General features: G+C 70.7%; 21 protein-coding genes and 2 pseudogenes. 18 read left to right on the forward strand and 5 right to left on the reverse strand.

Going from position 1 to position 25005, the window contains the following annotated elements; genetic code table 11:
• Positions 1–27: 27 nt before the first annotated feature.
• The 6 genes from OYE22_RS24095 to era all read left to right on the forward strand — a co-directional run bounded on the left by OYE22_RS24095 (position 28) and on the right by era (position 6195).
• Positions 28–2130 (forward strand): PhoH family protein, encoded by a 2103-nt coding sequence (locus tag OYE22_RS24095; RefSeq protein WP_277322334.1) that lies wholly within the window; start codon positions 28–30, stop codon positions 2128–2130.
• A gap of 103 nt (positions 2131–2233) precedes the next feature.
• Complete coding sequence (gene ybeY / locus OYE22_RS24100) at positions 2234–2731, forward strand: rRNA maturation RNase YbeY (RefSeq protein WP_277322335.1); 498 nt, start codon at positions 2234–2236, stop codon at positions 2729–2731.
• Between the two features lie 10 nt (positions 2732–2741).
• Positions 2742–4085 carry a hemolysin family protein gene (locus OYE22_RS24105; protein ID WP_277322336.1) on the forward strand — a complete coding sequence of 448 codons (1344 nt, stop codon included), beginning with the start codon at positions 2742–2744 and terminating at the stop codon, positions 4083–4085.
• An 85-nt stretch (positions 4086–4170) separates the two neighbouring features.
• Positions 4171–4524, forward strand: a complete 354-nt coding sequence (locus tag OYE22_RS24110) for a cytidine deaminase (RefSeq protein ID WP_277322337.1) — start codon at positions 4171–4173, stop codon at positions 4522–4524.
• The gene (locus OYE22_RS24115; protein ID WP_277322338.1) at positions 4521–5009 is read left to right on the forward strand and encodes a hypothetical protein; all 489 of its coding nucleotides are present in this window, start codon (positions 4521–4523) and stop codon (positions 5007–5009) included. Before OYE22_RS24110 ends, OYE22_RS24115 begins: the two co-directional genes overlap by 4 nt.
• Before the next feature lie 244 nt (positions 5010–5253).
• Positions 5254–6195 (forward strand): GTPase Era, encoded by a 942-nt coding sequence (gene era, locus OYE22_RS24120; protein WP_277322339.1) that lies wholly within the window; start codon positions 5254–5256, stop codon positions 6193–6195.
• A gap of 120 nt (positions 6196–6315) precedes the next feature.
• Here era and OYE22_RS24125 read toward each other — a convergent pair whose 3' ends face one another.
• From OYE22_RS24125 to OYE22_RS24135, 3 genes are all read right to left on the reverse strand, one after another.
• A complete protein-coding gene (locus tag OYE22_RS24125) occupies positions 6316–7149 on the reverse strand; it encodes a GNAT family N-acetyltransferase (protein ID WP_277322340.1) in 834 nt (277 codons plus the stop codon).
• A gap of 73 nt (positions 7150–7222) precedes the next feature.
• Positions 7223–7489, reverse strand: coding sequence for a protealysin inhibitor emfourin (locus OYE22_RS24130; RefSeq protein WP_187062578.1), 267 nt, complete (start codon positions 7487–7489; stop codon positions 7223–7225).
• A 95-nt stretch (positions 7490–7584) separates the two neighbouring features.
• Positions 7585–8709, reverse strand: coding sequence for a M4 family metallopeptidase (locus tag OYE22_RS24135; RefSeq protein WP_277322341.1), 1125 nt, complete (start codon positions 8707–8709; stop codon positions 7585–7587).
• Positions 8710–9154: 445 nt separating this feature from the next.
• Between OYE22_RS24135 and leuA the strand changes: the two genes are divergently transcribed.
• From leuA to OYE22_RS24170, 7 genes and pseudogenes are all read left to right on the forward strand, one after another.
• The gene (gene leuA / locus OYE22_RS24140) at positions 9155–10858 is read left to right on the forward strand and encodes a 2-isopropylmalate synthase (RefSeq protein WP_277322342.1); all 1704 of its coding nucleotides are present in this window, start codon (positions 9155–9157) and stop codon (positions 10856–10858) included.
• A gap of 512 nt (positions 10859–11370) precedes the next feature.
• Positions 11371–12411: pseudogene (locus tag OYE22_RS24145) on the forward strand (IS30 family transposase).
• A gap of 253 nt (positions 12412–12664) precedes the next feature.
• On the forward strand, positions 12665–13387 hold the full coding sequence (locus tag OYE22_RS24150; protein ID WP_277322343.1) for a TerB family tellurite resistance protein: 723 nt from the start codon (positions 12665–12667) through the stop codon (positions 13385–13387).
• Between the two features lie 216 nt (positions 13388–13603).
• Positions 13604–15577, forward strand: coding sequence for an MMPL family transporter (locus OYE22_RS24155; RefSeq protein WP_277322344.1), 1974 nt, complete (start codon positions 13604–13606; stop codon positions 15575–15577).
• Between the two features lies 1 nt (position 15578).
• Complete coding sequence (locus OYE22_RS24160) at positions 15579–17108, forward strand: recombinase family protein (protein ID WP_277322345.1); 1530 nt, start codon at positions 15579–15581, stop codon at positions 17106–17108.
• Positions 17109–17431: 323 nt separating this feature from the next.
• Positions 17432–18145 (forward strand): hypothetical protein, encoded by a 714-nt coding sequence (locus OYE22_RS24165; protein WP_277322346.1) that lies wholly within the window; start codon positions 17432–17434, stop codon positions 18143–18145.
• Positions 18146–18479: 334 nt separating this feature from the next.
• Complete coding sequence (locus tag OYE22_RS24170; RefSeq protein WP_277322347.1) at positions 18480–19319, forward strand: recombinase family protein; 840 nt, start codon at positions 18480–18482, stop codon at positions 19317–19319.
• Positions 19320–19378: 59 nt separating this feature from the next.
• On the opposite strand, the gene OYE22_RS24175 is transcribed toward OYE22_RS24170, so the two are convergent.
• Both OYE22_RS24175 and OYE22_RS24180 read right to left on the reverse strand, forming a co-directional pair.
• Positions 19379–19615 carry a DUF397 domain-containing protein gene (locus tag OYE22_RS24175; RefSeq protein WP_348652241.1) on the reverse strand — a complete coding sequence of 79 codons (237 nt, stop codon included), beginning with the start codon at positions 19613–19615 and terminating at the stop codon, positions 19379–19381.
• Positions 19593–20438 (reverse strand): helix-turn-helix transcriptional regulator, encoded by an 846-nt coding sequence (locus tag OYE22_RS24180; protein ID WP_277322349.1) that lies wholly within the window; start codon positions 20436–20438, stop codon positions 19593–19595. The genes OYE22_RS24175 and OYE22_RS24180 overlap by 23 nt, the downstream gene beginning before the upstream one ends.
• A 223-nt stretch (positions 20439–20661) precedes the next feature.
• Here OYE22_RS24180 and OYE22_RS24185 point away from each other — a divergent pair, with 223 nt between their 5' ends.
• From OYE22_RS24185 to OYE22_RS24205, 5 genes and pseudogenes are all read left to right on the forward strand, one after another.
• Positions 20662–20865, forward strand: a complete 204-nt coding sequence (locus tag OYE22_RS24185) for a hypothetical protein (protein ID WP_277322350.1) — start codon at positions 20662–20664, stop codon at positions 20863–20865.
• 410 nt (positions 20866–21275) lie between these two features.
• Positions 21276–21662, forward strand: coding sequence for a hypothetical protein (locus OYE22_RS24190; RefSeq protein ID WP_277322351.1), 387 nt, complete (start codon positions 21276–21278; stop codon positions 21660–21662).
• A gap of 100 nt (positions 21663–21762) precedes the next feature.
• Positions 21763–22125 (forward strand): annotated as a pseudogene (locus tag OYE22_RS24195) (MMPL family transporter); the annotation flags it as partial.
• Positions 22126–22422: 297 nt separating this feature from the next.
• The gene (locus tag OYE22_RS24200) at positions 22423–24291 is read left to right on the forward strand and encodes a histidine kinase (protein ID WP_277324299.1); all 1869 of its coding nucleotides are present in this window, start codon (positions 22423–22425) and stop codon (positions 24289–24291) included.
• A complete protein-coding gene (locus OYE22_RS24205) occupies positions 24288–24989 on the forward strand; it encodes a response regulator transcription factor (protein WP_277322352.1) in 702 nt (233 codons plus the stop codon). The genes OYE22_RS24200 and OYE22_RS24205 overlap by 4 nt, the downstream gene beginning before the upstream one ends.
• Positions 24990–25005 lie beyond the last annotated feature (16 nt).

A 25005-nucleotide genomic window follows, 5' to 3' on the forward strand; every position in this document is an offset into this window, starting at 1 on the left:
GGGATGAGCAGGCCCCAGAGCCGGCCCATGACGCAGACACCCACAGCCCAGAGCCCCGCGCAGGGGCAGGCACGCGCCCACTTCACGGTTCCGGCCAAGCACCCGATGGTCACGGTCCTTGGCTCCGGAGACTCCCTGCTGCGCGTGATCGAGAACGCGTTCCCGGCCACCGACATCCACGTCCGGGGAAATGAGATCAGCGCGATCGGCGACCAGCGGGAAGTCGCTCTGATCCAGCGTCTTTTCGACGAGATGATGCTGGTGCTGCGCACCGGTCAACCCATGACGGAGGATGCGGTGGAGCGCTCGATCGCCATGCTGCGCGCGGCGGAGAACGGCGGCGAGCAGGCGGAGACCCCCGCCGAGGTCCTCACGCAGAACATCCTCTCCAACCGGGGCCGCACCATCCGCCCGAAGACCCTGAACCAGAAGCGCTACGTCGACGCCATCGACAAGCACACGGTCGTCTTCGGCATCGGCCCCGCCGGCACGGGCAAGACCTACCTGGCCATGGCCAAGGCGGTCCAGGCGCTCCAGTCCAAGCAGGTCACCCGCATCATCCTGACCCGGCCCGCGGTCGAGGCGGGCGAGCGGCTCGGCTTCCTGCCCGGCACGCTCTACGAGAAGATCGACCCGTACCTGCGCCCGCTCTACGACGCGCTGCACGACATGCTCGACCCCGACTCCATCCCGCGCCTGATGGCCGCGGGCACGATCGAGGTGGCGCCGCTGGCGTACATGCGGGGGCGCAGCCAACCTGTGTTCACCAACGTCCTCACACCGGACGGGTGGCGTCCCATTGGAGACCTGCAGGTTGGCGACCTGGTCGTCGGCTCGAACGGTGAGCCGACGCCGGTCCTCGGTGTCTACCCGCAGGGCGAGCGGGACATCTACCGCGTCACGGCCCAGGACGGTTCCTGGACCCTATGCTGCGGTGAGCATCTGTGGACCGTACGGACGGCTGCGGACAAGCGCCGCAACAAGCCGTGGCGGGTCCTGGAGACCCAGGAGATGATCGGCAACCTGCGGGCGGCGCACGCACGCCGGTACGAGCTGCCACTGCTCACCGCGCCGGTCTGCTTCCCCGAGCGCGAGGTCCCTGTCGACCCGTACGCATTGGGGCTCCTGCTGGGCGACGGGTGTATCACGGGGTCCACCACCCCGTCGTTCTCGACCGAGGACCCGGAGCTCGCCGCATCGCTGGAAGCCGCGTTGCCGGGTACCCAGGCGCGCCCCAGGGGAGGGCCCGACTACGTCCTGAACCGGATCAAGGAGCCTGGTGACGTCGTCACGCTCGAAAATCCGGTGGTGCATGCGCTGCGCGAGTTGGATCTGCTCGGCTGCCGCTCGCACACCAAGTTCGTTCCGGACGCCTACCTGCACAACTCCGCCGAGGTCCGGCTCGCGGTGCTCCAGGGGCTCCTCGACTCCGACGGCGGCCCGGTTGCGCAGGCCGACCGCACCTGCCGCATCCAGTACGGGACGACGTCGATCCTGCTCCGCGACGACGTGATCGCCCTGGTGCAGTCCCTGGGCGGTGTCGCATATGCCAGGCGTCGGGCCGTCGCAGGGCGCAAACCCGGTAGCGTCAAGGGCCGCGAGGTGCACCACCGCCGCGACGCCCACGTCATCGACATCCGCCTCCCCGAAGGCATCGAGCCCTTCCGTCTCGCCCGCAAGGCCGAGAAGTACCACACGGCCGGAGGCGGCGGACGTCCCATGCGCTTCATCGACAGCATCGAGCCGGCAGGTCGCGAGGAGACGGTCTGCATCCAGGTCGCCGCAGAGGACTCGCTGTACGTCACCCAGGACTACCTGCTTACGCACAACACGCTCAACGACGCGTTCATCATTCTGGACGAGGCGCAGAACACGAACCCCGAGCAGATGAAGATGTTCCTCACGCGGCTCGGCTTCGAATCCAAGATAGTAATCACCGGTGACGTCACCCAGATCGACCTTCCGGGCGGCACCAAGAGCGGTCTGCGGCAGGTGCAGAACATCCTGGAGGGCGTCGAGGACGTCCACTTCTCGCGGCTCACCAGCACCGACGTCGTCCGGCACAAGCTCGTCGGCCGTATTGTCGACGCGTACGAGCAGTACGACAGCCGCACCGGGCAGTCGGGCTGAGCAGGCCCCCGGCCGTGCCCGCGCCCGCCGCGACCCGGTGGTCGCGGCGTGGTGCGGCACGGCGAGCTAACCGGCATCGGTAATCGGAGAGATCAACAGCCCCATGGCGATCGACGTCAACAACGAATCCGGCACGGACATCGACGAACAGGCGGTGCTGGACGTCGCCCGGTACGCGCTGGCCCGGATGCGCATCCACCCGCTGTCCGAGCTGTCGATCATCGTCATCGACGCCGACGCCATGGAGCAGCTCCACATCCAGTGGATGGACCTGTCAGGCCCCACCGACGTCATGTCCTTCCCGATGGACGAGCTGCGCCCACCGGGCAAGGACGACGACGAGCCGCCCCAGGGGTTGCTCGGCGACATCGTGCTCTGCCCCGAGGTGGCCAAGCAGCAGGGCGCCCAGGCCCCGACGCAGCACTCGATGGACGAGGAACTCCAGTTGCTCACCGTGCACGGCTGCCTGCACCTGCTCGGCTACGACCACGAGGAGCCGGACGAGCGGGCCGAGATGTTCGCCCTGCAGAAGGCCATCGTGGACGACTGGCGGGCCGAGCGCGGCATGACCGGCCCGTCCCCGGCCCCCACCACCAGGTGAGCGCCGCCTGATGACCGCACAACTGATCACCTCGGCCGTCCTCCTGGTCGTCGTCGCCTGGCTGGCGGCCTGCGCGGAGGCCGGCCTGGCGCGCACGACGCGCTTCCGGGCGCAGGAGGCGGTGCGTTCGGGCCGGCGCGGCAGCGCCAAGCTGATGGCCGTCGCCGAGGACCCCACCCGCTACCTCAACGTGGCGCTGCTGGTCCGGGTGGCCTGCGAGGTCGCGGCCGGCGCCGTCGTCACCTACGCGTGCGTGCGGGCGTACGACGAGACCTGGGAGGCGCTGGCCATCGCGATCGGCGTGATGGTCCTCGTCTCCTACGTCGCGGTCGGCGTCTCGCCCCGTACGATCGGCCGGCAGCACCCGCTCAACACGGCCACGGCCGCCGCCTACGTGCTGTTGCCGCTGGCCCGCGTGATGGGCCCCATCCCGCAACTCCTCATCCTCATCGGCAACGCCCTCACCCCGGGCAAGGGCTTCCGCAAGGGCCCCTTCGCCTCCGAGGCCGAGCTGCGCGCCATGGTGGACCTCGCCGAGCAGGAGTCGCTGATCGAGGACGACGAGCGCCGCATGGTGCACTCCGTCTTCGAGCTGGGGGACACGTTGGTGCGCGAGGTGATGGTGCCGCGCACCGACCTGGTCGCCATCGAGCGGTTCAAGACCATCCGGCAGGCCCTGACCCTCGCGCTGCGCTCCGGGTTCTCCCGCATCCCGGTCACCGGGGACAGCGAGGACGACGTGGTGGGCATCGTCTACCTCAAGGACCTCGCCCGTAAGACGCACGTCAACCGGGACTCCGAGAGCGACCTGGTCTCCACCGCCATGCGCCCGGCGACGTTCGTGCCCGACACGAAGAACGCGGGTGACCTGCTGCGCGAGATGCAGCAGGAGCGCAACCACGTGGCCGTCGTCATCGACGAGTACGGCGGCACGGCCGGCATCGTCACCATCGAGGACATCCTGGAGGAGATCGTCGGCGAGATCACCGACGAGTACGACCGCGAGCTGCCGCCCGTCGAGAGCCTCGGCGAGGACCGCTACCGCGTCACGGCCCGCCTCGACATCGGCACCCTCGGCGAGCTGTACGGGCTGCGCCTGGACGACGAGGACGTGGAGACCGTCGGCGGGCTGCTGGCCAAGTCGCTCGGCCGGGTCCCGATCGCCGGCGCGGTGGCCGACGTCGACCTGAGCGAGGACGCCACCGACCCGGACCTGACGGCCCTGCGCCTGACCGCCGAGTCCTCGGCCGGCCGGCGCAACCGCATCCTGACGGTCCTGGTCGAGCCCGTACGCGAGACGGAAGACCCGGCACAGCCGGAGGCGGAGGCGCGGGGCGTGGAAGCGGAGCGCTAGCCGCGCGGGCCGCCGCCGCGCGCGGGCTGACGCGTGCTTCCGCCTGGGACCGGGCCCCCACCAGCGTCGCCGTATCCTCGTGCACATGAGCGATACGACGGCGTTGGCCCCGGAAGACCAGAAGATCATCACGCTCGCCCGTGCCACGCGGGCGCGCAACGGCGTGCCCGAGGGCGCGGCCGTCCGCGATGAGACCGGGCGCACCTACGTCGCCGGCACCGTCGCCCTGGAGTCGCTCCACCTGAGCGCGCTGCGCACGGCCGTCGCGATGGCCGTGGCCAGCGGCGCCACCTCGCTGGAGGCCGCCGCAGTGGTCAGCGACGTCGCGGCCGTCTCCGACGAGGACCGGGCGGCGGTGCGAGACCTCGGCGGGCCGCTGACCCCGGTGATCCTCGCGGGCCCGGACGGCACGCCGCGCGCCACGGTGACCGCCGGGTGAGCGCGGGCGACCAGCCCGAGCGCGCCTCCCTGACCACTTCGGCCGACGTCACCCCCGACGCCGCCCCCGGCGCGGCCGGCGCCGACGAGCCCACCGGCGCCGCCGCCCACCAGGGGACCCCGGCCGCCGCGCCAACCGGCGGCTCGGCCATGGACTGGGCGCTGCTCGTGTGCGGCTCGTTGTTGCTGCTGGGCGTCGTGGTGGAGGGCGAGGGCCTGGCCTGGGTCACCCTCGCCTGGACGCTGATCCTGCTGCCGGAGGGCGTACGCCGGATCTACGCCGGCCGAGGTCACACGCGCCGGGCCGAACTGATGGGCCCCGTCGCCGCGCTCTGCACGGTCGCCGCCACCGCGATCTGCTGGGCCGGCCTGGCCTACGACTGGTCCCAGGGCAACGGCACGAGCTGGCTGGTGCTGATCGCGACCGTGCTGCTGACCGTGGGCGGCGTGGCCTGGCTGGCCCGCAGGCTGCTGGAGCGCCGGTAGCCACCGCCGAGTCGAGGGGGCCCGTGGGCCGGCTGCCGCACCTGGACCGCACGCTCGACGAGTCGGCCCCGCCCCGCCGGCAGGGAACTGGCCCGCTGCGCCGCGCCACCCGTTCCGTCGAGCCGATCCGGTGGCGGGCCGACCCCGCCGACGGCCGCGCGGAACCGGTGGTGGCGGGCCCGGCCGGGCCCGTAGCGGGCCCGGTTGGTCGGGGCCGGTGCCCCGATCGGGGAGAATAGCCCGCATGAGCGCTCGTACTCCCTCTTCGGAAGCTCCCCATCGCGCGGGCTTCGCCTGTTTCGTCGGTCGCCCGAACGCGGGCAAGTCCACCCTGACGAACGCTCTGGTCGGTACCAAGGTGGCCATCACCTCCAACCGGCCGCAGACCACGCGGCACACCGTGCGCGGCATCGTGCACCGCCCCGAGGCGCAGCTCGTCCTCGTGGACACCCCCGGCCTGCACAAGCCGCGCACGCTGCTCGGCGAGCGCCTGAACGATGTCGTGCGGACCACCTGGGCCGAGGTCGACGTGATCGGGTTCTGCCTGCCCGCCGACCAGAAGCTCGGGCCCGGCGACCGTTACATCGCCACCGAACTGGCCGGCATCAAGAAGACGCCCAAGGTCGCGATCGTCACCAAGACCGACCTCGTGGACTCCCAGCAGCTCGCCGAGCAACTGATCGCCATCGACCAGCTCGGCCGCGACCTCGGCATCGAATGGGCCGAGATCGTGCCGGTCTCGGCCGTCGCGGACACCCAGGTCCACCTGCTCGCCGACCTGCTCGTGCCGCTCCTGCCGGAGAGCCCGCCGCTCTACCCGGAGGGCGACCTGACCGACGAGCCGGAGCAGGTCATGGTCGCCGAGCTGATCCGCGAGGCCGCCCTGGAGGGGGTACGGGACGAGCTGCCGCACTCCATCGCGGTCGTGGTCGAGGAGATGATCCCGCGCGCGGACCGCCCCAAGGACAAGCCCCTCCTCGACGTGCACGCCAACGTCTACATCGAGCGGCCGAGCCAGAAGGGCATCATCATCGGCCCGAAGGGCGCCCGCCTGAAGGAGGTCGGCATGAAGTCCCGCAAGCACATCGAGGCCCTGCTCGGCACCCCGGTCTACCTCGACCTGCACGTCAAGGTCGCCAAGGACTGGCAGCGCGACCCCAAGCAGCTCCGCAAGCTCGGTTTCTGAGCAACAGCTCCGGGCCATCCCGGCAAGGTGAGCCGGGGCCCTGTGCCCCGGCGTGCGCTCCGGCGCGGGCCCGCCCCGAGCGGTCCCGGCCGGTGCCGGGCGACCGCCCCGGGGCCGGCGTCACGCCGCCGGGCTCGCGACCATCGCCGTGCCCACCCGCACGAAGCCGATCTGCTCGTACAGCCGCTCCACCTCCGCGTCGGACGCGGACAGGAAGACGGTGCGCACCCCGCGGGCGCGGGCGTCCGTCGCGAGCGCGGAGGTCACCGCGAGCGCCAGCCCGCGGCGGCGCGCCGCCGGTAGCGTGCCCACGCCGACGATCTCGCTCACGTCCGCGACCACGTGCCGCTGGCCCGCGCACAGCGCGAGCCCGCTCTCGTCGTCCACGGCCGCCGCGACCGCCGTCCGCCCGGCCCTGATCCCCTCCACGACGGTCCGCACCGCCGGCTGCCCGCCGTGCCGGGGCAGCGCCGCCTCCAACTCCGCGAGCCCCGTCGCGCCGACCCGCCCGCCGGGTTCCGCGAACGCGAGGTGCGGCACCGTCAGGGCGCTGGGCAGCGCGGGATCGGCGGGGGCCACCATGCGCACCGTGACGCCGTCGGGCCGGTGGCGCACGACCGGCAGCAGCGCGCCGGCCCCCAGCACCAGCAGCGGGTGCTCGCGCACCACGAGGCCGGACCGCTGCGCGGCGGCGCGCAGCGTGGGCGTGGTCTCCGCCACCCACTCGAAGCTCTCCGGGAGGCCGAGCGCCCGCTGTCTGGCTCGCATCCGGTCCACGTCGTCCGCGCTCACGCCCGCCGTCAGCCCGAGCGCAGGCCGCGCGTACAGCGGCCAGCCGGCCCCGTCGCGGACGAACAGGGTCAGCGGCCCGACATCCTCGGCCCGGGCGAGCGGGCGTAACACCGCGTCGTAGTACCGCTCCAGGCGATCCAGCGTGGGGTGGTGAGAGATCATGTCGCGATCCAAGCAACACCCCGCTGCGCGGGCCAGTGGTTTGTACGCTCCGTAGTCGGCCGGGGTGCGCCGGTTACGCCCCCTCCCGCAGCACCGTCCTGATCAACTCCCGCTGCGCCGCGCTGAGTCGCGGGTCGGCGCAGTAGACCGTGGCGCCGTCCACCTCGATGCCGTACTGGAAGCCGTCGGGCACGCCCGCCGGCCGGTCCGGTGCCCCGTCGGCCAGCGCGGCGCGGGCCAGTTCCTCCAGGTGGGGGGCGTCGGCCCGGCCGGTGCTGTCGAGGCCCGCCCGGCGCGTGATGCCGGCGAAGCCGCCGGTTCTGGTGACGGTAATCCGCATGGTCCCTCTCTACCGGGCCGAGGGGGTGCCCCGCTACCCGCCGTCCCCGCGGGTGTGCCCGGGCCGGCGCCACCGGCCCGGGCACGGCTCGGCGGCTAGGCCGTCTCCACCCCCACGCGGGACCACGCCTTCTGGAGCGCGCGCTGCTCGTCGCCGGCCCCGAACCTGCTCTCGGCCGCCGCGAGGGTCAGCCGGGCGAAGTCGGTGAAGTTGGCGTCGGCGGCCAGCTCGCCGCCGGTCAGCACGTCGTACCAGATCTGCCCGGCCCGCTCCCAGGCGTAGCCGCCGAGGTCCGTCGCGGCCAGGTAGAACGCGTGGTTGGGGATGCCCGAGTTGATGTGGACGCCGCCGTTGTCGTCGCTGGTGTCGACGTAGTCGTCCATCGTGGCGGGCTGCGGGTCCTTGCCGAGCACGTCGTCGTCGTACGCGGTGCCCGGGGCCTTCATCGAGCGCAGCGCCTCGCCGGTCACCCGGTCGGTCAGCAGCTCCGCGCCGATCAGCCAGTCGGCCTGGTCGGCGGTCTGGCCCAGGGAGTGCTGCTTGATCAGCGTGCCGAAGACGTCGGAGACCGACTCGTTGAGCGCGCCCGGCTGGCTGAAGTACTCCAGGTTGGCGGTGTACTGCGTGACGCCGTGGGTGAGTTCGTGGCCGATGACGTCGAGCGGCAGCGTGAAGTCCCGGAAGACCTCGCCGTCGCCGTCGCCGAAGACCATGCGCTCGCCGTCCCAGAACGCGTTGCCGTAGTCCTGGCCGTAGTGGACGGTCGCGTCCAGCGGCAGGCCGCCGCCGTCGATGGAGCGCCGGCCGTAGACCTTGAGGAACAGGTCGAAGGTGGCGCCGAGGCCGGCGTAGGCGCGGTTGACGCTCGCGTCCTGGCCCGGGTCCTCGCCCTCGCCGCGGACCTTCTCGCCGGGCAACTCCTCGCGGTTCCCGGCGTCGTAGATCGTCCGGCGCGGCTGGTCCGTGGCCTCGCGGTCGGCGGCGGTGGCGCGGATGCCGCGGACCGTGGTGATGCGCCGCCTGGTGCGCTGCAGGGCGTCCCGCTCCAGGGTGCGGCGGGCCGGCTCGTGCAGTGCCGGGTCGTCGGCGCGGGCCAGCCGGTCCAGGACGTGTGGGGGGACGATGGTGCAGAAGACACCGTGGTGGTGGGTGTGGTGGGAGAGGGGTCGGGCCGCGTTGGCGGCGGCGGGCGGGCGGTTGCGCGTGCGTGAGTCGTCCATGCGGGCAATGTGACACCGGCCGGTGGTCCTGTCATGACGTGGCGTCGCGATTACCGAAATTGAGTGGTTGCCCGCGCACAGCGCGTGACAGCGCCCGTCCCGCATAGTGATACGTGATGCGGCATCCTCTCGCCGCTCGGTTACGCTGCCGCACATCATGCGTTTCGGGCTGCTTCTCCTTAGCTGCCGCGGCGAGGGCCTGTAGTCGTAGGCCGACCCCCTCCCCGCGGTGATTCGGCGTTGCGACATTCGCGCCCCGTCGGCCGGTCCCAGCGGACAAGAGGAGCCTGCAAGCCCATGTCGAACGCGTCGAACACCCCTCGCACCGTCGAACCGTCCAGCCCCACGCGACCCGCCCCCGCCGGCCGCCAGGCCCGCCCGGAGAACGCCGTGGGCCGCCCCACCCCCCCTGACGGCCGCCACCCTCACCCAGCGCCCCTCCGGGATGCCCGTCCACCGCTACGGCGCGTACGAGGTCGTGGACATCCCCGACCGCACCTGGCCCGAGCGGCGCATCACCAAGGCCCCCCGCTGGCTGTCCACGGACCTGCGGGACGGCAACCAGGCCCTGATCGACCCGATGTCGCCGGCGCGCAAGCGGGAGATGTTCGACCTGCTGGTGCGCATGGGCTACAAGGAGATCGAGGTCGGCTTCCCCTCGTCCGGCCAGACCGACTTCGACTTCGTACGCTCGATCATCGAAGAGGGCGCGATCCCCGACGACGTCACCATCTCCGTCCTGACCCAGGGCCGCGAGGAGCTGATCGAGCGCACCGTGGAGTCGCTGCGCGGCGCCCACCGCGCCACGGTGCACCTGTACAACGCGACCGCGCCCGTCTTCCGCCGGGTGGTCTTCCGTGGCAGCCGGGAGCAGGTCAAGCAGATCGCCGTGGACGGCACCCGGCTGGTCGTGGAGTACGCGGAGAAGATCCTCGGCGACGAGACGGTCTTCGGCTACCAGTACAGCCCGGAGATCTTCACCGACACCGAGCTGGACTTCGCGCTGGAGGTCTGCGAGGGCGTCATGGACGTCTGGCAGCCCGAGGACGGCCGCGAGATCATCCTCAACCTGCCCGCCACGGTCGAGCGCTCCACGCCCAGCACGCACGCCGACCGCTTCGAGTGGATGAGCCGCCACCTGTCGCGGCGCGAGTTCGTCTGCCTGTCCACGCACCCGCACAACGACCGGGGCACCGCCGTCGCCGCCGCCGAGCTGGCGGTCATGGCGGGCGCGGACCGCGTCGAGGGCTGCCTGTTCGGACAGGGCGAGCGCACCGGCAACGTCGACCTGGTCACCCTCGGCATGAACCTGTTCAGCCAGGGCGTGGACCCGCAGATCGACTTCTCGCAGATCGACGAGGTGCGCCGGACCGCCGAGTACTGCAACCAGATGGAGGTCCACCCGCGCCACCCGTACGCGGGCGACCTGGTCTACACCGCCTTCTCCGGCTCCCACCAGGACGCCATCAAGAAGGGCTTCGAGGCGATGGAGGCCGAGGCCGCCGAGCGCGGCGAGCCGGTGTCCGCCATCGGGTGGGCGGTCCCGTACCTGCCCATCGACCCGAAGGACGTGGGGCGCTCCTACGAGGCGGTCATCCGCGTCAACTCGCAGTCCGGCAAGGGTGGCGTGGCCTACGTCCTGAAGAACGACCACAAGCTGGACCTGCCGCGCCGGATGCAGATCGAGTTCTCGAAGATCATCCAGGCCAAGACCGACGCCGAGGGCGGCGAGGTCACCCCGGACCAGATCTGGACCGTCTTCCAGGACGAGTACCTGCCGACCGAGCCCGGCTCGGGCAACCGCCCCTGGGGCCGCGTCCAGCTCCGCAACGGACAGACCACGACCGACAAGGACGGCACGGACACGCTGACCGTGGAGGCGGTCGTGGACGGCGCCCCGACCGTGCTGACCGGCTCGGGCAACGGCCCGATCTCCGCCTTCTTCCAGGCGCTGCAGGCCATCGGCATCGACGTACGGCTGCTCGACTACCAGGAGCACACGATGAGCGAGGGAGCCAGCGCCCAGGCCGCCTCGTACATCGAGTGCGCGATCGACGGCAAGGTGCTGTGGGGGATCGGCATCGACGCCAACACCACGCGCGCCTCGCTGAAGGCGGTCGTCTCCGCGGTCAACCGCGCCGCGCGCTGACCCCGGGGCACCACACCCGCCCCGCCGGCCCCACCGGAATCCGCCGGCCGTCTCCCGGTCGCCGATTCCGGTCCGGCCCCGTCCCGCACGGAGCCCGGGCCCCGCACGCCGTTCTTGGGTTCTAACGGTCCTCGCAACACCCGCGATCTGTGGGAGTTGCGGGGACCGTGGGCGTTGAGCGTGATGATCTTGCTGGGTTGCGGGAGCGTTTCCTTGCACGTCTGGATGTCGTGGGGAACGTGACCGTCGTGGCGCGTGAGTTGGGGAGGAACCGGAACACCGCCTTCAGCTGGGCCCGGAAGGCCGGAGTGCGCTCGCAGCGTCGGCGGCACCCCGGGCGGGATGAGTACGAGCGGCTTCGGGCCGCCGGTGTCGCACGCCGGGTTGCAGCCCGGAAGGTCGGTGTGAACGAGCGCACGGCCAAGGACTGGGACTGGGGCGTCAAGAAGAGTGGCAGTACGCGCACTTACGCCGACGGCCGCCGTGTCGACTACACCACCGGGACCGTCACGATGTGCGGTGTGACCACGCCACCGGTGAGCCTGAGCGCCCTGGAGAAACAGCTTCACCCGCGGTTCTTGACGCTCGCCGAGCGCGAACAGATCCGCGATCTGCGTGCGGCGGGGCAGTCGCTGCGGGCGATCGGACGTGGCCTGGGACGGCCGGCGAGCACGGTCAAGCGGGAGATCGACGCGAACTCGGGCACCGGAGGGCTACCAGCCCTACGCGGCCCACCGCGCTGCCGCAGCGCGCAGGCCCCGGCCCAAGGACCGCAAGCTCCTACGCGAGGGACGCCTGCGCCGTTTCGTCCAGGGCGGACTGCGCCAGCGGTGGTCACCGGAACAGATCTGCCACGCTCTACGCAAGGAGTGTCCCGACGATGAGAGCATGCGGGTGAGCGTGGAGACGGTCTACCAGACGCTGTATTTCCAGGCCCGCGGCGGCCTGAAACGGGAAGTGCAGGCAGCCATCCGCTCCGGCCGCACCCGCGGCAAACCACGCCGTGACCCCAGCAGCGCACGCCCCGGTTCACCGACCCGATGATCATGATCAGCGACCGTCCCGCCGACGTCGAGGACCGGGCCGTTCCCGGGCACTGGGAAGGCGACCTGATCATCGGCGCGGGCGGGCGCTCCGCGATCGCCACCCTGGTCGAACGCAGCACCCGCTACACGATGCTGGTCCACCTGCCCGGCGGAGCCCACGACGCCGAGACCGTCCGCGACGGCCTCACCACCACGATCCAGACCCTGCCCGCCCACCTGCGCGGCTCCCTCACCTGGGACCAGGGCAGCGAGATGGCACGCCACCAGCAATTCACCATGGCCACCGACATGCCCGTCTACTTCTGCGACCCCGCCTCACCCTGGCAACGCGGCTCGAACGAGAACACGAACGGGCTGCTGCGCCAGTACTTCCCCAAAGGCACCGACCTGAGCGTCCACAGCCCCGAAGACCTCGAACACGTCGCCCAGGAACTCAACGGCCGCCCACGCAAAACGCTCGGCTGGGATACCCCAGCCGAGCGTCTACGTGATCTACTCACCACCTAAAACCAAGTGGTGTTGCGACGACCCCTTGAACCCAAGGTTTCGGCAGGCGGGGCCCGGGCCCGTGGCGTTCGGGCCCGCGTACGCCCCTGGGAGCAACCACAGTTGTCTCCGCACGGGGTACTGACGCCGCGTCTCGGATGTGGCTAACATCACGTCAAGGCGGCGACTCTGCTCTCGGGTGCATAACAAATGCGCAGAGACGTGTTGAAGCAGCGCAACGGAGCGATGCGAAGCGTCAGGGAGGTGCCACGCGATGTACGCGCGAGAGCCACGCGAACGGAGCCTGTGCGTCATCGGCATCCGCACGAGCTGGCGCACGGTCGACGACGGGGAGTTCTTCTGCACCGCCTGCGGCGGCGACCGCAACTACCGTCGCCGTACGGGCCGCCGCAGAGTCGTCCTCCTCGGCCTGCCCCTGTTGCCGCGCGGCGCCGTGGCGCCCGTCGTCGAGTGCTCGGCCTGCCACGCCCGCTTCGGCGCCGAGGCCCTGGACCACCCCACCACCACGCGGCTGTCCGCCATGCTGCGGGACGCCGTGCACACGGTGGCCCTGGCCGTCCTCGCCGCGGGCGGCACCGAGGCCCGCCCGGTGCGCCAGGCGGCCGTCGGCGCGGTGCGCGCGGCGGGGTACGCGGACTGCGACGAGGACCAGTTGCTCGACCTGATCGCGGCGCTGGCCGCCGACACCGGGCGGCTGCCCGGCATCGGCGCCGACGTGCCGACCATCGCCTTCGGCCTGGGCGACCCGAGCACGACGCTGGCCATCGAACTGCACGAGGCCCTGGAACCGTTAGCCCCGCACCTGGCCCCGGCCGGCCGCGAGAGCATCCTCCTGCGGGGCGCGCGCATCGCGCTGGCGGACGGCGCGTACTGCCCCGCCGAGCGCGCGGTGCTGGAAACGGTGGGCCGCGCCCTGTCGCTCGACGCCGACGACACGGCACGCCTGCTCCTCGCCGCCTCCCACGCCGCTCCCTGACCCCGCCCCTCGCTCCCCGTCACACCGAGACGCGGTACGCGGTACCCGTGCGACGCGGGGCGCGGGGCGCTGTCGGGTGTACTCCCCGGGGAGTAACGCCGAGGTGCGGCCCTCCGGCGAAGTACCGGACATCTCCCTCCCCATGGCGACGATCGCCGCCCCCCGACGCGGAACCCTTGACGTGTCAGCACATCAGGCACAGGAGGGGAGGCCCGCATGGCGGTCGCACGGACCACCGGGGGCAGCGGGTTGGCGGGGGAAGCGCCAGACCCGGACGGCGGGAGAGTGGACGCTGCGCCGGCCGGGGGCGGCGCGCGCGGCCACGGCGAGGCGGCGGCCCGGGGGAGCGGACCGGTACGGGAGCACGGCCCGACGGGCCCCGCCGCGAGCAAGCGCCAGCGGCGGGGGGTGCCCTGGGCCGTGGTGGCCCTGTGGATCGCCATCATCGCCGTGGCCATGCCCTTCGCCGGCAAGCTCGGCGGCGTCCAGGACGACACGGCGGTCAACTACCTCCCGGCGAGCGCCGATTCGACCCGGGTGGCCGAGCTCCAGGAGAGCATGCCGGGCGGTGACACCACCGACCTGATCCTCGTCTACCACCGCGACGGCGGGCTGACCGAAGCCGACCGGGCGAGCGCCCGCGAGCACATAGCCGGGCTGGCCGACGCGTACCAGTTCAGCGGCGGCCAGCAGCCACGGGCGGTGGACTCCAAGGACGGCGCCACGGTGATGTACGGGGTGTCGCTCGCCGGGATGCCGGACGAGGAGGACCAGAACAAGGCGGTCGACGACATCCGCGAGGCCGTCGACGACCATCCCGAGGGGCTGAGCGTGGAGGTCGGCGGCTCCGGTGGCCTCGGCGCCGACGCGAACAAGGTCTTCGAGACCGTCGACGGCACGCTGATGTTCGCCACCGCGGCCGTCGTCGCCCTGCTGCTGGTCCTCACCTACCGCAGCCCCTTCCTGTGGCTGGTGCCGCTGCTCGTCGTCGGCGCCGCCACGGTGTCCGCGATGGCCGTGGTCTACGGACTCTCGCAGGGGTTCGACGTGACCGTCACCGGCATGAGTTCGGCCGTGATGACGGTGCTGGTCTTCGGCGCTGGCACCGACTACGCCCTGTTGCTCACCGCCAGGTACCGGGAGGAGCTGCGCCGCTACCCGCACCCGTACGACGCGATGGTGGCCGCCCTGCGCGGCTGCGGCGCCGCCGTGCTCGCCTCGTCCGGGACGGTGGCCGCCGGCCTGATGTGCCTGCTCGCCGCCGACCTGAGCAGCAGCAAGGGGCTCGGGCCGGTCGGCGCGGCGGGCGTGGTGTGCGCGCTGGCCGCCATGCTGACGCTGCTGCCCGCCATCCTGGTGCTGCTCGGGCGCCGGGTCTTCTGGCCGCTGATCCCCGCGTACGGCAGCACGCCCGCCAAGCGGCGCAACGTGTTCGCGGCCATGGGCGGTTCGGTCAGCCGGCGCCCGGTCACGTTCCTGGTGGGCGGCGTGGCGCTGCTTGGGGCGCTCGCCCTCGGCGCGCTGGCCGCGCCCGGCGACCTCAAGCAGGAGGACACCTTCACCAACAAGCCCGAGTCGGTCTCGGCCATGCAGACGCTGGCCAGGGCCTATCCCGAGCAGGGCAGTCAACCGATCACCATCATGGCCCGCACCACCAACGCGGACGCCGTGCTGCGCGTGACCCAGGACCACGACGGGATCGTCAGGGCCGAGCGCGGTCGCAGCGGCGAGGGGTGGACCGAGATCAGCGCGTTCGCCAAGGACGCCCCGGAGTCGGCGGGCGAGGTCAGCACCATCAAGCGACTCCGCTCCGAACTCGCCACCATCGACGGGGGCAAGGCCCTGGTCGGCGGCGCCAGCGCGGAACAGATCGACCTGGAGAAGACCAACGCGGACGACCGCAAGGTGGTCATTCCGCTGGTGATGCTCGCGGTGTTGCTGATCCTGATAGCCCTGCTGCGCAGCCTGATCGCGTCGGTGATGCTGGTGGCCGCCGTGGTCGCGGTCTGGGGTGCGGCGACGGGGCTCGGCGGGCTGCTCTTCGAGCCGGTCTTCGACCTGAAGGGCATCGATCCCGGACTCCCGCTGATCACCTTCGTCTTCCTGGTGGCCCTGGGTGTTGCGACACCACGCCATACTAGTCTGGTGTCGTCGGGTAGCGGCCCGTCGCCGCTGTTCAGGGGTGGTTAGCGTGAGAGAAGTTGATCTCTACCTTCGTAAGAGCAAGCGCGACCGACGTGGAGTCAAGGCGCTGTCTTTCAAGGCGCAGGAGACTAGGGGGCGCAAGTGGGCCGACGATCACGGCTACAGCGTGCGGAAGATCTGGAAAGACAACCTCAGCGCGTGGACCGATACGAAGCGTCCGGGTTTCGACCGGGCGCTGTCGGCGTTGCGGGCCGAGGAAGTACCGACCCTGTGGTGCTATGCGGGTGACCGTCTGACACGGGCAGGCTCAGACCTGATTGCCCCGCTGTTGACAGCGGGGCGTCGCCTGATCTTCGACTATGAGCGGTTGGACAGCGACGATCCGCGCGACCGTCGACGGATCATCGACCGTGCGGAGGAGGCGCGCGAGTTCAGCGATCTACTGTCGTACAGAGTCCGCGATACGAAGACGACGCAGCGGCGCGAGGGGGCATGGCTGGGGGGTGCGCCGTACGGCTTCCGCATAGCCGACAAGGACACGCGAAAGCTTGAGCAGGACTCAACACGTGTGGCCCCTGGGGTCACGGCGTGGGATGTGGTAATACGCATCTTCCGTGAAGTGAGTGAGGGCCGGTCGGCTCGACAGGTGGCTAGGCGGCTCAACGCCGACGGTATCCCCTCGGCACGTGGTGCGGCGTGGGGCTTCGGCGCCATACACCGACTGATCTCCAGCCCTGTCTATGAGGGGTGGCAAGTGGTTGTCGGTGGTCCGGGTGGTCGGTCGCTGGTGTGGCGAGACGAGAAGGGGAAGCGCGTCTCTGTGTTGGCGGAAGGCACCGATCCTGTCCCCGGCGAGTTGGTGTCCCTAGCACGCCAAGTGATTGCCGGACATGCGCCGGTCGCGGACGCCACGGACAACCGGGGGCGCGTCAAGCACCCGTTGTCGGGCCTATTGCGGTGCAGTAACTGCGGTAGCGGCATGGTCCTACACGGCAACTCGTATCGATGCAACCGCCACACATCGGGCGGGTCATGTCTCAACCCGGCAACCGTCATGCAAGCGCGCATCGAAGAGTACGTCTTCGGTCGATGGGCCGCTGAGGTAAGCCGAGCCAGCATCGACGCTGGTGATCCGCTGATGCTTGCTGTTGCCGAGCGCTGGCAGGCGCTCACGCAGCCGGAGCAGACCGAGGAGGCACGAGCCGCCATAGCTGCCGTGAAAGCGGCTGAGGCGGCTATCGAGCAGCTTGCCAACGACCGTGCGGCGGGGCTCTACCGGGGCGCCATGGGGAAGCACTTTCCGCGCCTAGTGGCTGAGGCTGAGACCACGCTCTCCGACGCGCAGGAACACGCTTCGACGTTCAGCGTCAAGGGGCTGGACGTGACCATGTTCGATGAGACGAGCATGCTCCACGCCCGATGGGAAGCCGCTGACGACGCGTTGCGGCGCGACTTGCTGCGGTTGGCCATCGACAAGGTGACCGTCTCGCGTGGCACGCGTGGCGCCCGCTTCGATGGTGACGATCGCTGTGTCATCACTTGGGCCCACCCCGCCGATGCGGCTGGAGAGGCGTAGGCGACGCGCTGAGCGCCGTTCACGGCCCGCTGCTGGGAGCGCCCAGTGGCGGGCCGTTGGGCGTTCTCGCGGGAGCGTGCGGCTATGCGTTGACGACGGGGTGTCGAAGTGTCGTATTACAGCATCGAGCGAACTTCCCCTTACGTCAGAGTTGTTTGTTTTTGCTCTCTCTATACACCTAAACAGGGTCTGAGCTGTAGGTTCAATGGTTCGTCCGTTCACCTACCGAGCCACCTTCTTGTCACCTTGTCCACCTATTCGGGTCCGGGAGCGGCAAGACAGCGGGGTGAAGTGTCTTGAATGGATATCTATGGGAGGTTTGAATGAGTAAGTACATAGCCGATGCGTCTGCACGCGATGCGCTGGAAGTGGCGGCAATGCATGCCAGTAGGGCAGACGTTCCCGTGCCGTTCGTCTGGAACGGGGCGCAGTGGGCCACCCAGGGGGGAGAGTGGCGCGACTGGCCGCTGATCCGTCGAGAGGTGGGCGGGTGGCTGCGAGGGCTGGCAGACGCTCTGTCGGGCGACGGGGCGTTGACCGAGCGCCGACGCCGTGCACGGCGACAGTTGGACGCTGCGCGAGAAGCGTTGGAGGACGCTGGGGTGAGTGAGGAGGAGGAAGAACGTCAGACGCAGATCATCGGCGTGGCGTACAAGGAGTTGGAGGCCACCCGGGGCGCCGTGACTGTTCAGCCAGCATTGGTCCGTGACATGCGTGTGGTGGCGTCGGAGATCGAGTCCGCATCCGATGCGCGCGCCACACAATTGCTCTCGCTGGCATCGCAGTTCGACGCGTTCCGCGCTTCGCTGTCCGATCCGGCATCGTGGGTCCGGAGCCTGGGTACCGCGCCGCGTGGTGTCCACGTGCGGACGGCTGCGGTGTGGGAGGCATTCAGTGCGGCCGAGCCTGTACTAGCTCGCTCGTTGGGCATGACGACAGGCAAGCGGGCGTTGTTCGCGGCCATGGACAAGAGGTTCGGTGCGCGCCGCAAGCTTGCGGGGTATGAGGGCTGGCGCGGGGTGGCCTTGCCAGAGTGAGACCCAGGGGGGTACTCCCCCCTCTCGCCATGCCTGAGCGGGAGTGAGGCGAAACTTCCGCATGGCTGATTGGGGCGTTTGCGCGGAGGAGGGGCAGGGGGGTGACCTGTGTCGCGCTTGTCGGCGGACCGTTGAGGTGCTCACCCGCTCCCCGAGTACGGGTCTGGGGACGGAGCGTCACCGGCTCGGACCGTCTCATAAACGATGGTTTATGAGACGGTCCGCCGCCTGCCGGGCGGGTGTCCGTTTCGACCCGTCTACCCGTCTCAAAACCCGTCGCAAAACATCTGCCGAACCCGTGGATTATGAGACGCCTTTATGAGACAGTCATGGCATGACGACGAAGACGAACTCCCCGGCCGAACTGATCGAGCGCCACGACTGCCCGAAGTGCGACGCTCCCGCCGGTAGCCCCTGCCGCACTGGCAAGGGCAAGACAGCCGCGAACTATCACACCGGCCGGTTCGCCTTGGTGCCCTCGCTCAAGGCAGAGTTGTCCGTCAAGACACCGGCCGACCGTCGCCCGGGGAAGACGTGGGTGGCTCTAGCGGCTCCCGTGGCGGACGCCGACGCTACCCCCGGCGCCCCGATCCGCATCGGTTACGCGCGCTGCTCCACGGCCAACCAGGAGCTACAGAGCCAGTTGGACGCGCTGGCCCGTGCTCAGTGCACCCGAGTGTTCTCGGAGAAGATCAGCACGCGAGTCAAGACCCGCCCGGAGTTCGAAGCCGCCTTGACGTTGGCGCGTGAGATCAAGTCCGCTGCTCCGCAACAGCCGGTGATCTTGGCGGTGCACGAGATGAAGCGTCTAGCGCGCAATGCCGCTGAGCTGATGGCGCTGGGGCCAGACCTCCAGGCCAGCGGCATTCAGCTTGAGATTCTGTCCGGCCCCCTCCAGGGCGTGCACGACCCCCATGGCCCCGGAGCCATCGTGTTCGCCGTGATGGCGGTCGGTGCGGAGGTGGAGCGCGACTACATCCGGGATAGGACCATGGAGGGGCTGGACGCAGCGGCAAGCAAGGGCAACTACGGCGGGCGCCCGACCGTCATGGATGCCGACAAGCTGGCCGTGGCACGGGCACGGCGGGAGAAGGGCGAGAGTGTGACCGACGTTGCCAAGGCGCTCGGTGTGTCTCGCGCGACGCTCTACCGGGCGCTGTCTGACGCCCAGTGAGCCCCACACAGCAAGCGAGCCCCTGCCGACGACTGGCAGGGGCTCGCTGTCCTTTGGGATCAGGGGGCCGGGAACTCTCCAGCCTTGACACCTGTCACGAACGTTGACCACGCCGACGGGGTGAAGGCGAGCGTAGGGCCGTGCGGGTCCTTCGAGTCGCGAACCGGGACGACGCCCAGCGAACTCGCGGCGTCAGGTGACCACTCCACGCACTCCCCCGCCTGCCCGTTGCTGTAGCTGCTCTTTACCCAGGTCAGGTCATGTGCGTTGGCGTCAAGAGTCAATGTCATTCTCATACTCTTCCAGGTATCTGCGGAGAAGAACCACGCTCTCCTTGCTGTCAAGGGCCTTGGATCGGGCGATATCGAGAAGAGTCGTCAGTTCCAGAACGTCGGCAGGGGTGTCAACCGACGTGCCGGTTGCGAACGACTCGACATACGCGAAGGTCAGACCGTTCCGAAGGGTGAGCAGACTCAAGCTACCGCCCAACAGGGGGTGGACTCCACGCGAGAACGGGAGCACCTGAACCCGCACGGTGCTGTTGTGCTGAACCACGTCGAGTATGTGACGAACTTGCTCCGCCATGATGGCCGAGTTGCCGACGGGACGACGTAGCGCCGCTTCGTCCATGATTGCCCAGTAGAGCGGGGGCGCTGGCGACTCCAACACCGCGCGGCGATGCATCCGGGAAGCCACTTGCAGTGCAACCTTCTCGGCATCCTTGCCGGGCATCGACTCCACGAACAGCGCGGACGTGTACGGCTCAACCTGCAAGAGCCCGGGGACGACGCTGCTGTTGAACGTCTGGATGCGGGCGGCGCGCTTCTCCTCCTCCAGCACCTTGCGGCCGTACACAGGGCCTTCCGCTGCAACGGCCACCGTTAGTAACTCGGTGATCAGTCCGTCCGTCCCGTAGAAGTCGTCCAGGGCTTCCGCCAGTGCGACGGAGGGCAGTTGCTCCCCCCGCTCAACGCGGCTCAAGTACGTGTGCGGGTATCCGACCTTCTCGGCGAGTGCGCGCAGCGACAGGCCGACCTTTGCCCGTGCTCGGGCGGCTCGATGGGCAAGCATCTCCGCTGGTGAGGCGGGTATTGCGTCGGCTTCCGAATCTAGCTCCATGCGGCTGACTCCCTCTCAAGCGCCTGTCCACTGAGGGTAGTTGGTGACGTGCTGTCCGTATACCTGGGGCGCTCCGACGGCGATGCTTGAGAAGTCCCCAGGTGACCAATCACCGGGATGTAAGCCGACCATGGAAGGCGGTGAAACGGTGAGCGCACAGACCAGAGCGGCGGGCGTTCCGGAACTCGAACCCGTGGCTTTCCCTGAGTGTCGGGTGTGCTTCGTGGCAGACAGGGACCGGACGGACGCCAGGGAGCGGCAGGCGTCCAACCGGGTCCGTGACTGCAACCAGATCATCTCGGAGCACCCCCGCCACCAGCGGAGCGAAGCGAGGCGTACCGCTCTCAGCGTCGCTGCGCTGGCGGGGGAAGTGGCCGAGGTGTCGGCGGGTGTGTACCTCGCCCACATCGCGACCAAGGCCGACTAGATGCCGCCCGACTGGAAGGTGGGCGCGTTCTTCGTCCTCCAAGCCGCCGCATGGATCGTCTTGGCCATTGTCGCCACCGGGCCCCGGCCCTGGTGACTGCTGGCCCCACCTACCCCCTGCCTGGCGCCGTGCACACACCGCCAGGCAGGGACGCAAGGCACGACAGTTCGGGGACCGTCCCCGAACTGGCACGGTGACACGAGGAGAAACCGACATGTTGCACGCCGCATCGTGGCAACTCGCTGTGGACCCGGACGACGACGACGGGGGCGAGCCGAACCCGCCGACGGGCGACTCTGACGACGGACGCCCGTACTAGATCGCGTCGTCAAGTAGCCTGCCCTAACCGGTAACTCACGTGCCCGGCGCCCCCATTGCGGGGCGTCGGGTTCGGCGCGAGAGGGGTATCCATGAGCGGAAACACTGGGGTGCACTGGCACGCCTTTGCGTGGACCGGACATGAGCGGCCCCCGGACAGCGAACGAGTGATTCCCACCAATCCGACGCCACCGTTGGAGGTGGCGCACTGGCTCCGCAAGCAGCGCAAGCACGTGGCGGCCACGTTCACGGACGCTGACGCCGCAGTTGAGTGGATGCGGGAGGAACTAGCCGCATGGCCCATGGCTGACCAGACGCTGAGCACGGTTGAGTCGAAGATCGAGTTCACACGGGAGTGTCTGAGCCGACCCGACGCCGACGTGGTGTTCGGCTTCTACCCCGCCGTTCAGCGGTACGTGTCTCGGTGCCTGATCTACTGCCCCCGGCCCGGGGAGAAGTGCCCGGACCCTCCTGCCTAGCCAACGTGGGTGGCGCGCCCCCATCTGAAAACAGTCCCGCTCACCTCGTCGTACCGGACGAGTGGGCGGGACTGTTGCATTGCGGGGTGTCGCGTTTACCCTCGGCGTCGACTACGGCATCTTCCTGATGCACCGCATGCGCGAAGAGGCGATCAAGGGCGCGAGCACGCCGCAGGCGGCCCTCACCGCGCTGCACACCACGGGCGGCGTGATCGCCTCGGCCGGGTTGGTGCTGGCCGCGACCTTCGCGGTGCTGGCGACCATGCCGATGGCGATGATGCTGGAACTCGGCTTCATCATCGCGGTCGGCGTACTCCTCGACACCTTCCTGGTCCGCACCTACCTGGTCACCTCGGCGAGCCTGCTGCTCGACCGGTGGATCTGGTGGCCCGGCAAGCTCTTCCGCCGCCAGGCGCCGCAGCCCGCCCCGGCACCGGAGCGGACGGCAGAGCCGGTCGGCTGACGGTCCGACGGGCCGCCCCGGGCGGGAGTCGGCCGAGGGACTGATCGCTTGCCCGGTGCCGGCCGGCCGCCGCGACCGCGTGACGGCCCGCCGGCGACCGGCGAGCCCCGCACGCCTCCGCGCACGCCCCTCCCGGGCGTGCGCGGAGGCGCGACCACGGCCGGGCCCGTACGGGCCTGGCCGCGCCGCGCTCACCAGGTCAACGGCCCGATCCAGCAGGCGTGATCGAGAGTTATCCACAGGCATGGACGGGTCGGAGCGAAAGTCGGCGCCGTGCCGCACGATGGGACCGTGCAGATGACCGAATTCACCGCCGCCTTGCGAGGCGACCGGCGCCCGCCCGCCAGGACGAGGGCCCGGCCGTCGGCGTGGGACGTGGCACTCGCGCTGGCGGTGCTCGTCGTCCAGAGCCTGCTGGCGCTCAGCGTGCGCAACGACGGCAGCCGCCCCGACGCCCTCGGCTGGGCACTGCTCATCGTGAGCGCGCTGGCGCTGGTGTCCCGCAGGACCGCCCCGACGGCCACCACGGTGGTGGTCGTGCTGGCGGTCGGCCCTTACCACTCGCTGGACTACGCCCACTTCGCCACGGTGCCGGCGGGTGTGGTCGCGCTGTACGCGCTGGCGGTCGGCGCGCCGGCGTACAGGTCGTTGGTGGCGCTCAGCGCGATAGTCGGCGTCATGGCGGTGTTGATGTCCAACTCGCCTGACGAGCAGGCGCTGCCGGAGATGATGCGCAGCTCCGGGTGGCTGTTGGCCGTGGTGGTGATCGGCATAGCGGTCAGGACGCACCGCAACTACGTGGCCGCCATCGTGGAGCGGGCCGAGCGCGCCGAGCGCACCCGTGAGGAGGAGGCCGCGCGACGGGTCGCCGAGGAACGCCTGCGGATCGCCCGTGACCTGCACGACCTGTTGGCCCACAGCATCACGCTGATCGGCGTGCAGACATCGGTGGCGGCGCACGTGCTGGTCGCCGATCCGGACCGGCTCGACCGGGACGCGGTCGCCAAGGCGCTGGACTCGATAGCCGACACCTGCCGGGACGCCCGGGCAGAACTCCGCACCACGCTGCGGGTGCTGCGGGCCGGGGAGGCGGAGCCGGCGACCGACTCCACCCGCCCGCCACCGGGCCTCGCGGGCCTGCCCGACCTGGCGAACTCGGCCGAGGCGGCGGGGGCCCGCGTCACGCTGGACTTCCCGCTGACCCCGTCCGCCGCGTCCGCGGTCCCGCCGGCGGTGGGGGCGGCGGCGTACCGCATCGTCCAGGAGGCGCTCACCAACGCGGTGCGGCACGCGGGCCCCGATGTCCGCACGGTGGCCACCGTGCGGAAGGTTCCCCACCCCTGGGCGGAAGGCGAGGCGTTGAGCGTCACGGTGACCGACGACGGGCCGCCCTCGGTCCGCCTCCCGGCCCAGCGTCGCGGTGGCGCCCCGGCCGACCCCTCCGCGCCCACGCGCGAGTTCGCGCCCAGCGGGCGCCGCGCCGTCGGTGCGGTCGGTGCGGCCGGCGCCACGGGCCGGCCGGGCGCGAGCGGAGCGGCCCAGGACCGCGGGGTCTCGGCTGGCGCCGGCCCGGGGCCTGGCGGCGGTACGAGCGCCGCCAGGCCCGGCACGGACGGCCAGGGCTCCGGGAGTTCGGGCGGTCCCGGCGGTTCCGGTAGTCCGGGCGGGCCTGCCGGAGACGGCTCGGTCGGGGCCGAGGGGTTTGGCATCGCCGGCATGCGCGAGCGGGCGCGCAGCGTCGGGGGTTCGGTCACGGCCGGCTGGCGGGCGGACGGCCCGGGGTTCGTCGTCCGGGCGATCCTGCCGCTGACCAGTACGCCGCGTGGCGGCCCGGCCGCACCGCGCGGCGAGTCGACGGCCTTCGGCTGGAAGGGCGCCAGGAGCGCGAGTGCGGGTGGGAAGGCCGCGGCCAGGGACCAGGCGTGCCCCGACGCGGAACCCGTGGACCGCGCCGCGCCCCGGCCCGATCCGCAGCCGGCCCGGCCAGGTCCGCAGCCGGCCTGGTCCCCCGAGCCGCGGTTGGCACCGCTGCCCGAAACGTCCCCCGAGTCGGATGCGGTGCGGCGTGACGAGCCACGGGCCGGGCCACGGTTCCCCGGGGCACAGGTGGCGGCGCGGTCCGAGATATCCGAGGCAAGAGGACAGACAGAGGAGGACGCGTCGTGAGTGCGTCGCAGCCCATTCGGGTACTGCTCGCCGACGATCAGACGCTGGTGCGGGCCGCCTTCGCGATGCTCGTCGAGTCGGCCCGCGACATGCGGGTGGTCGGCCAGGCGGGCAACGGCAGGGAAGCGGTCGAGCTGGCCCGCGCGGTCGACGTCGACCTCGTCGTGATGGACATCCGCATGCCGGAACTGGACGGGATCGAGGCGACGCGACGCATCGCGGCTGACGCGGAGTTGGCCGACGTGAAGGTGCTGGTCCTCACGACGTACGACACCGACGAGTACATCGTGGACGCCCTGCGCGCGGGTGCCTCGGGGTTCCTGGTCAAGGACACCAAGCCGGCGGAGCTGCTGGACGCGATCCGTACCGTGGCGGCGGGGGAGGCCCTCCTGTCGCCGGGCCCCACGGCCCGCCTCATCGCCCGCGTCCTCCGCCTGCCCGCCCCGCTGCCACCGGCCCCCGCCGTCCCCGACACGCTGGCCGCGCTCTCCGACCGGGAGCGCCAGGTGCTCACCCTGGTGGGGCGCGGGCTGAACAACGCGGAGATAGCCGAGGCGTTGGGCCTGAGCCCGTTGACGGCCAAGACGCACGTCAGCCGGATCATGGGCAAGCTGATGGCGCGCGACCGGGCCCAGCTCGTGATCGCCGCGTACGAATCGGGGCTGGTGTCCCCGGCGGCCCGGACGGACGCGGGGTAGCGGTCGGCCGGCGCCC

It is taken from the genome of Streptomyces sp. 71268 (assembly GCF_029392895.1).
In the GTDB taxonomy this organism is placed as follows: Bacteria; Actinomycetota; Actinomycetes; order Streptomycetales; family Streptomycetaceae; genus Streptomyces.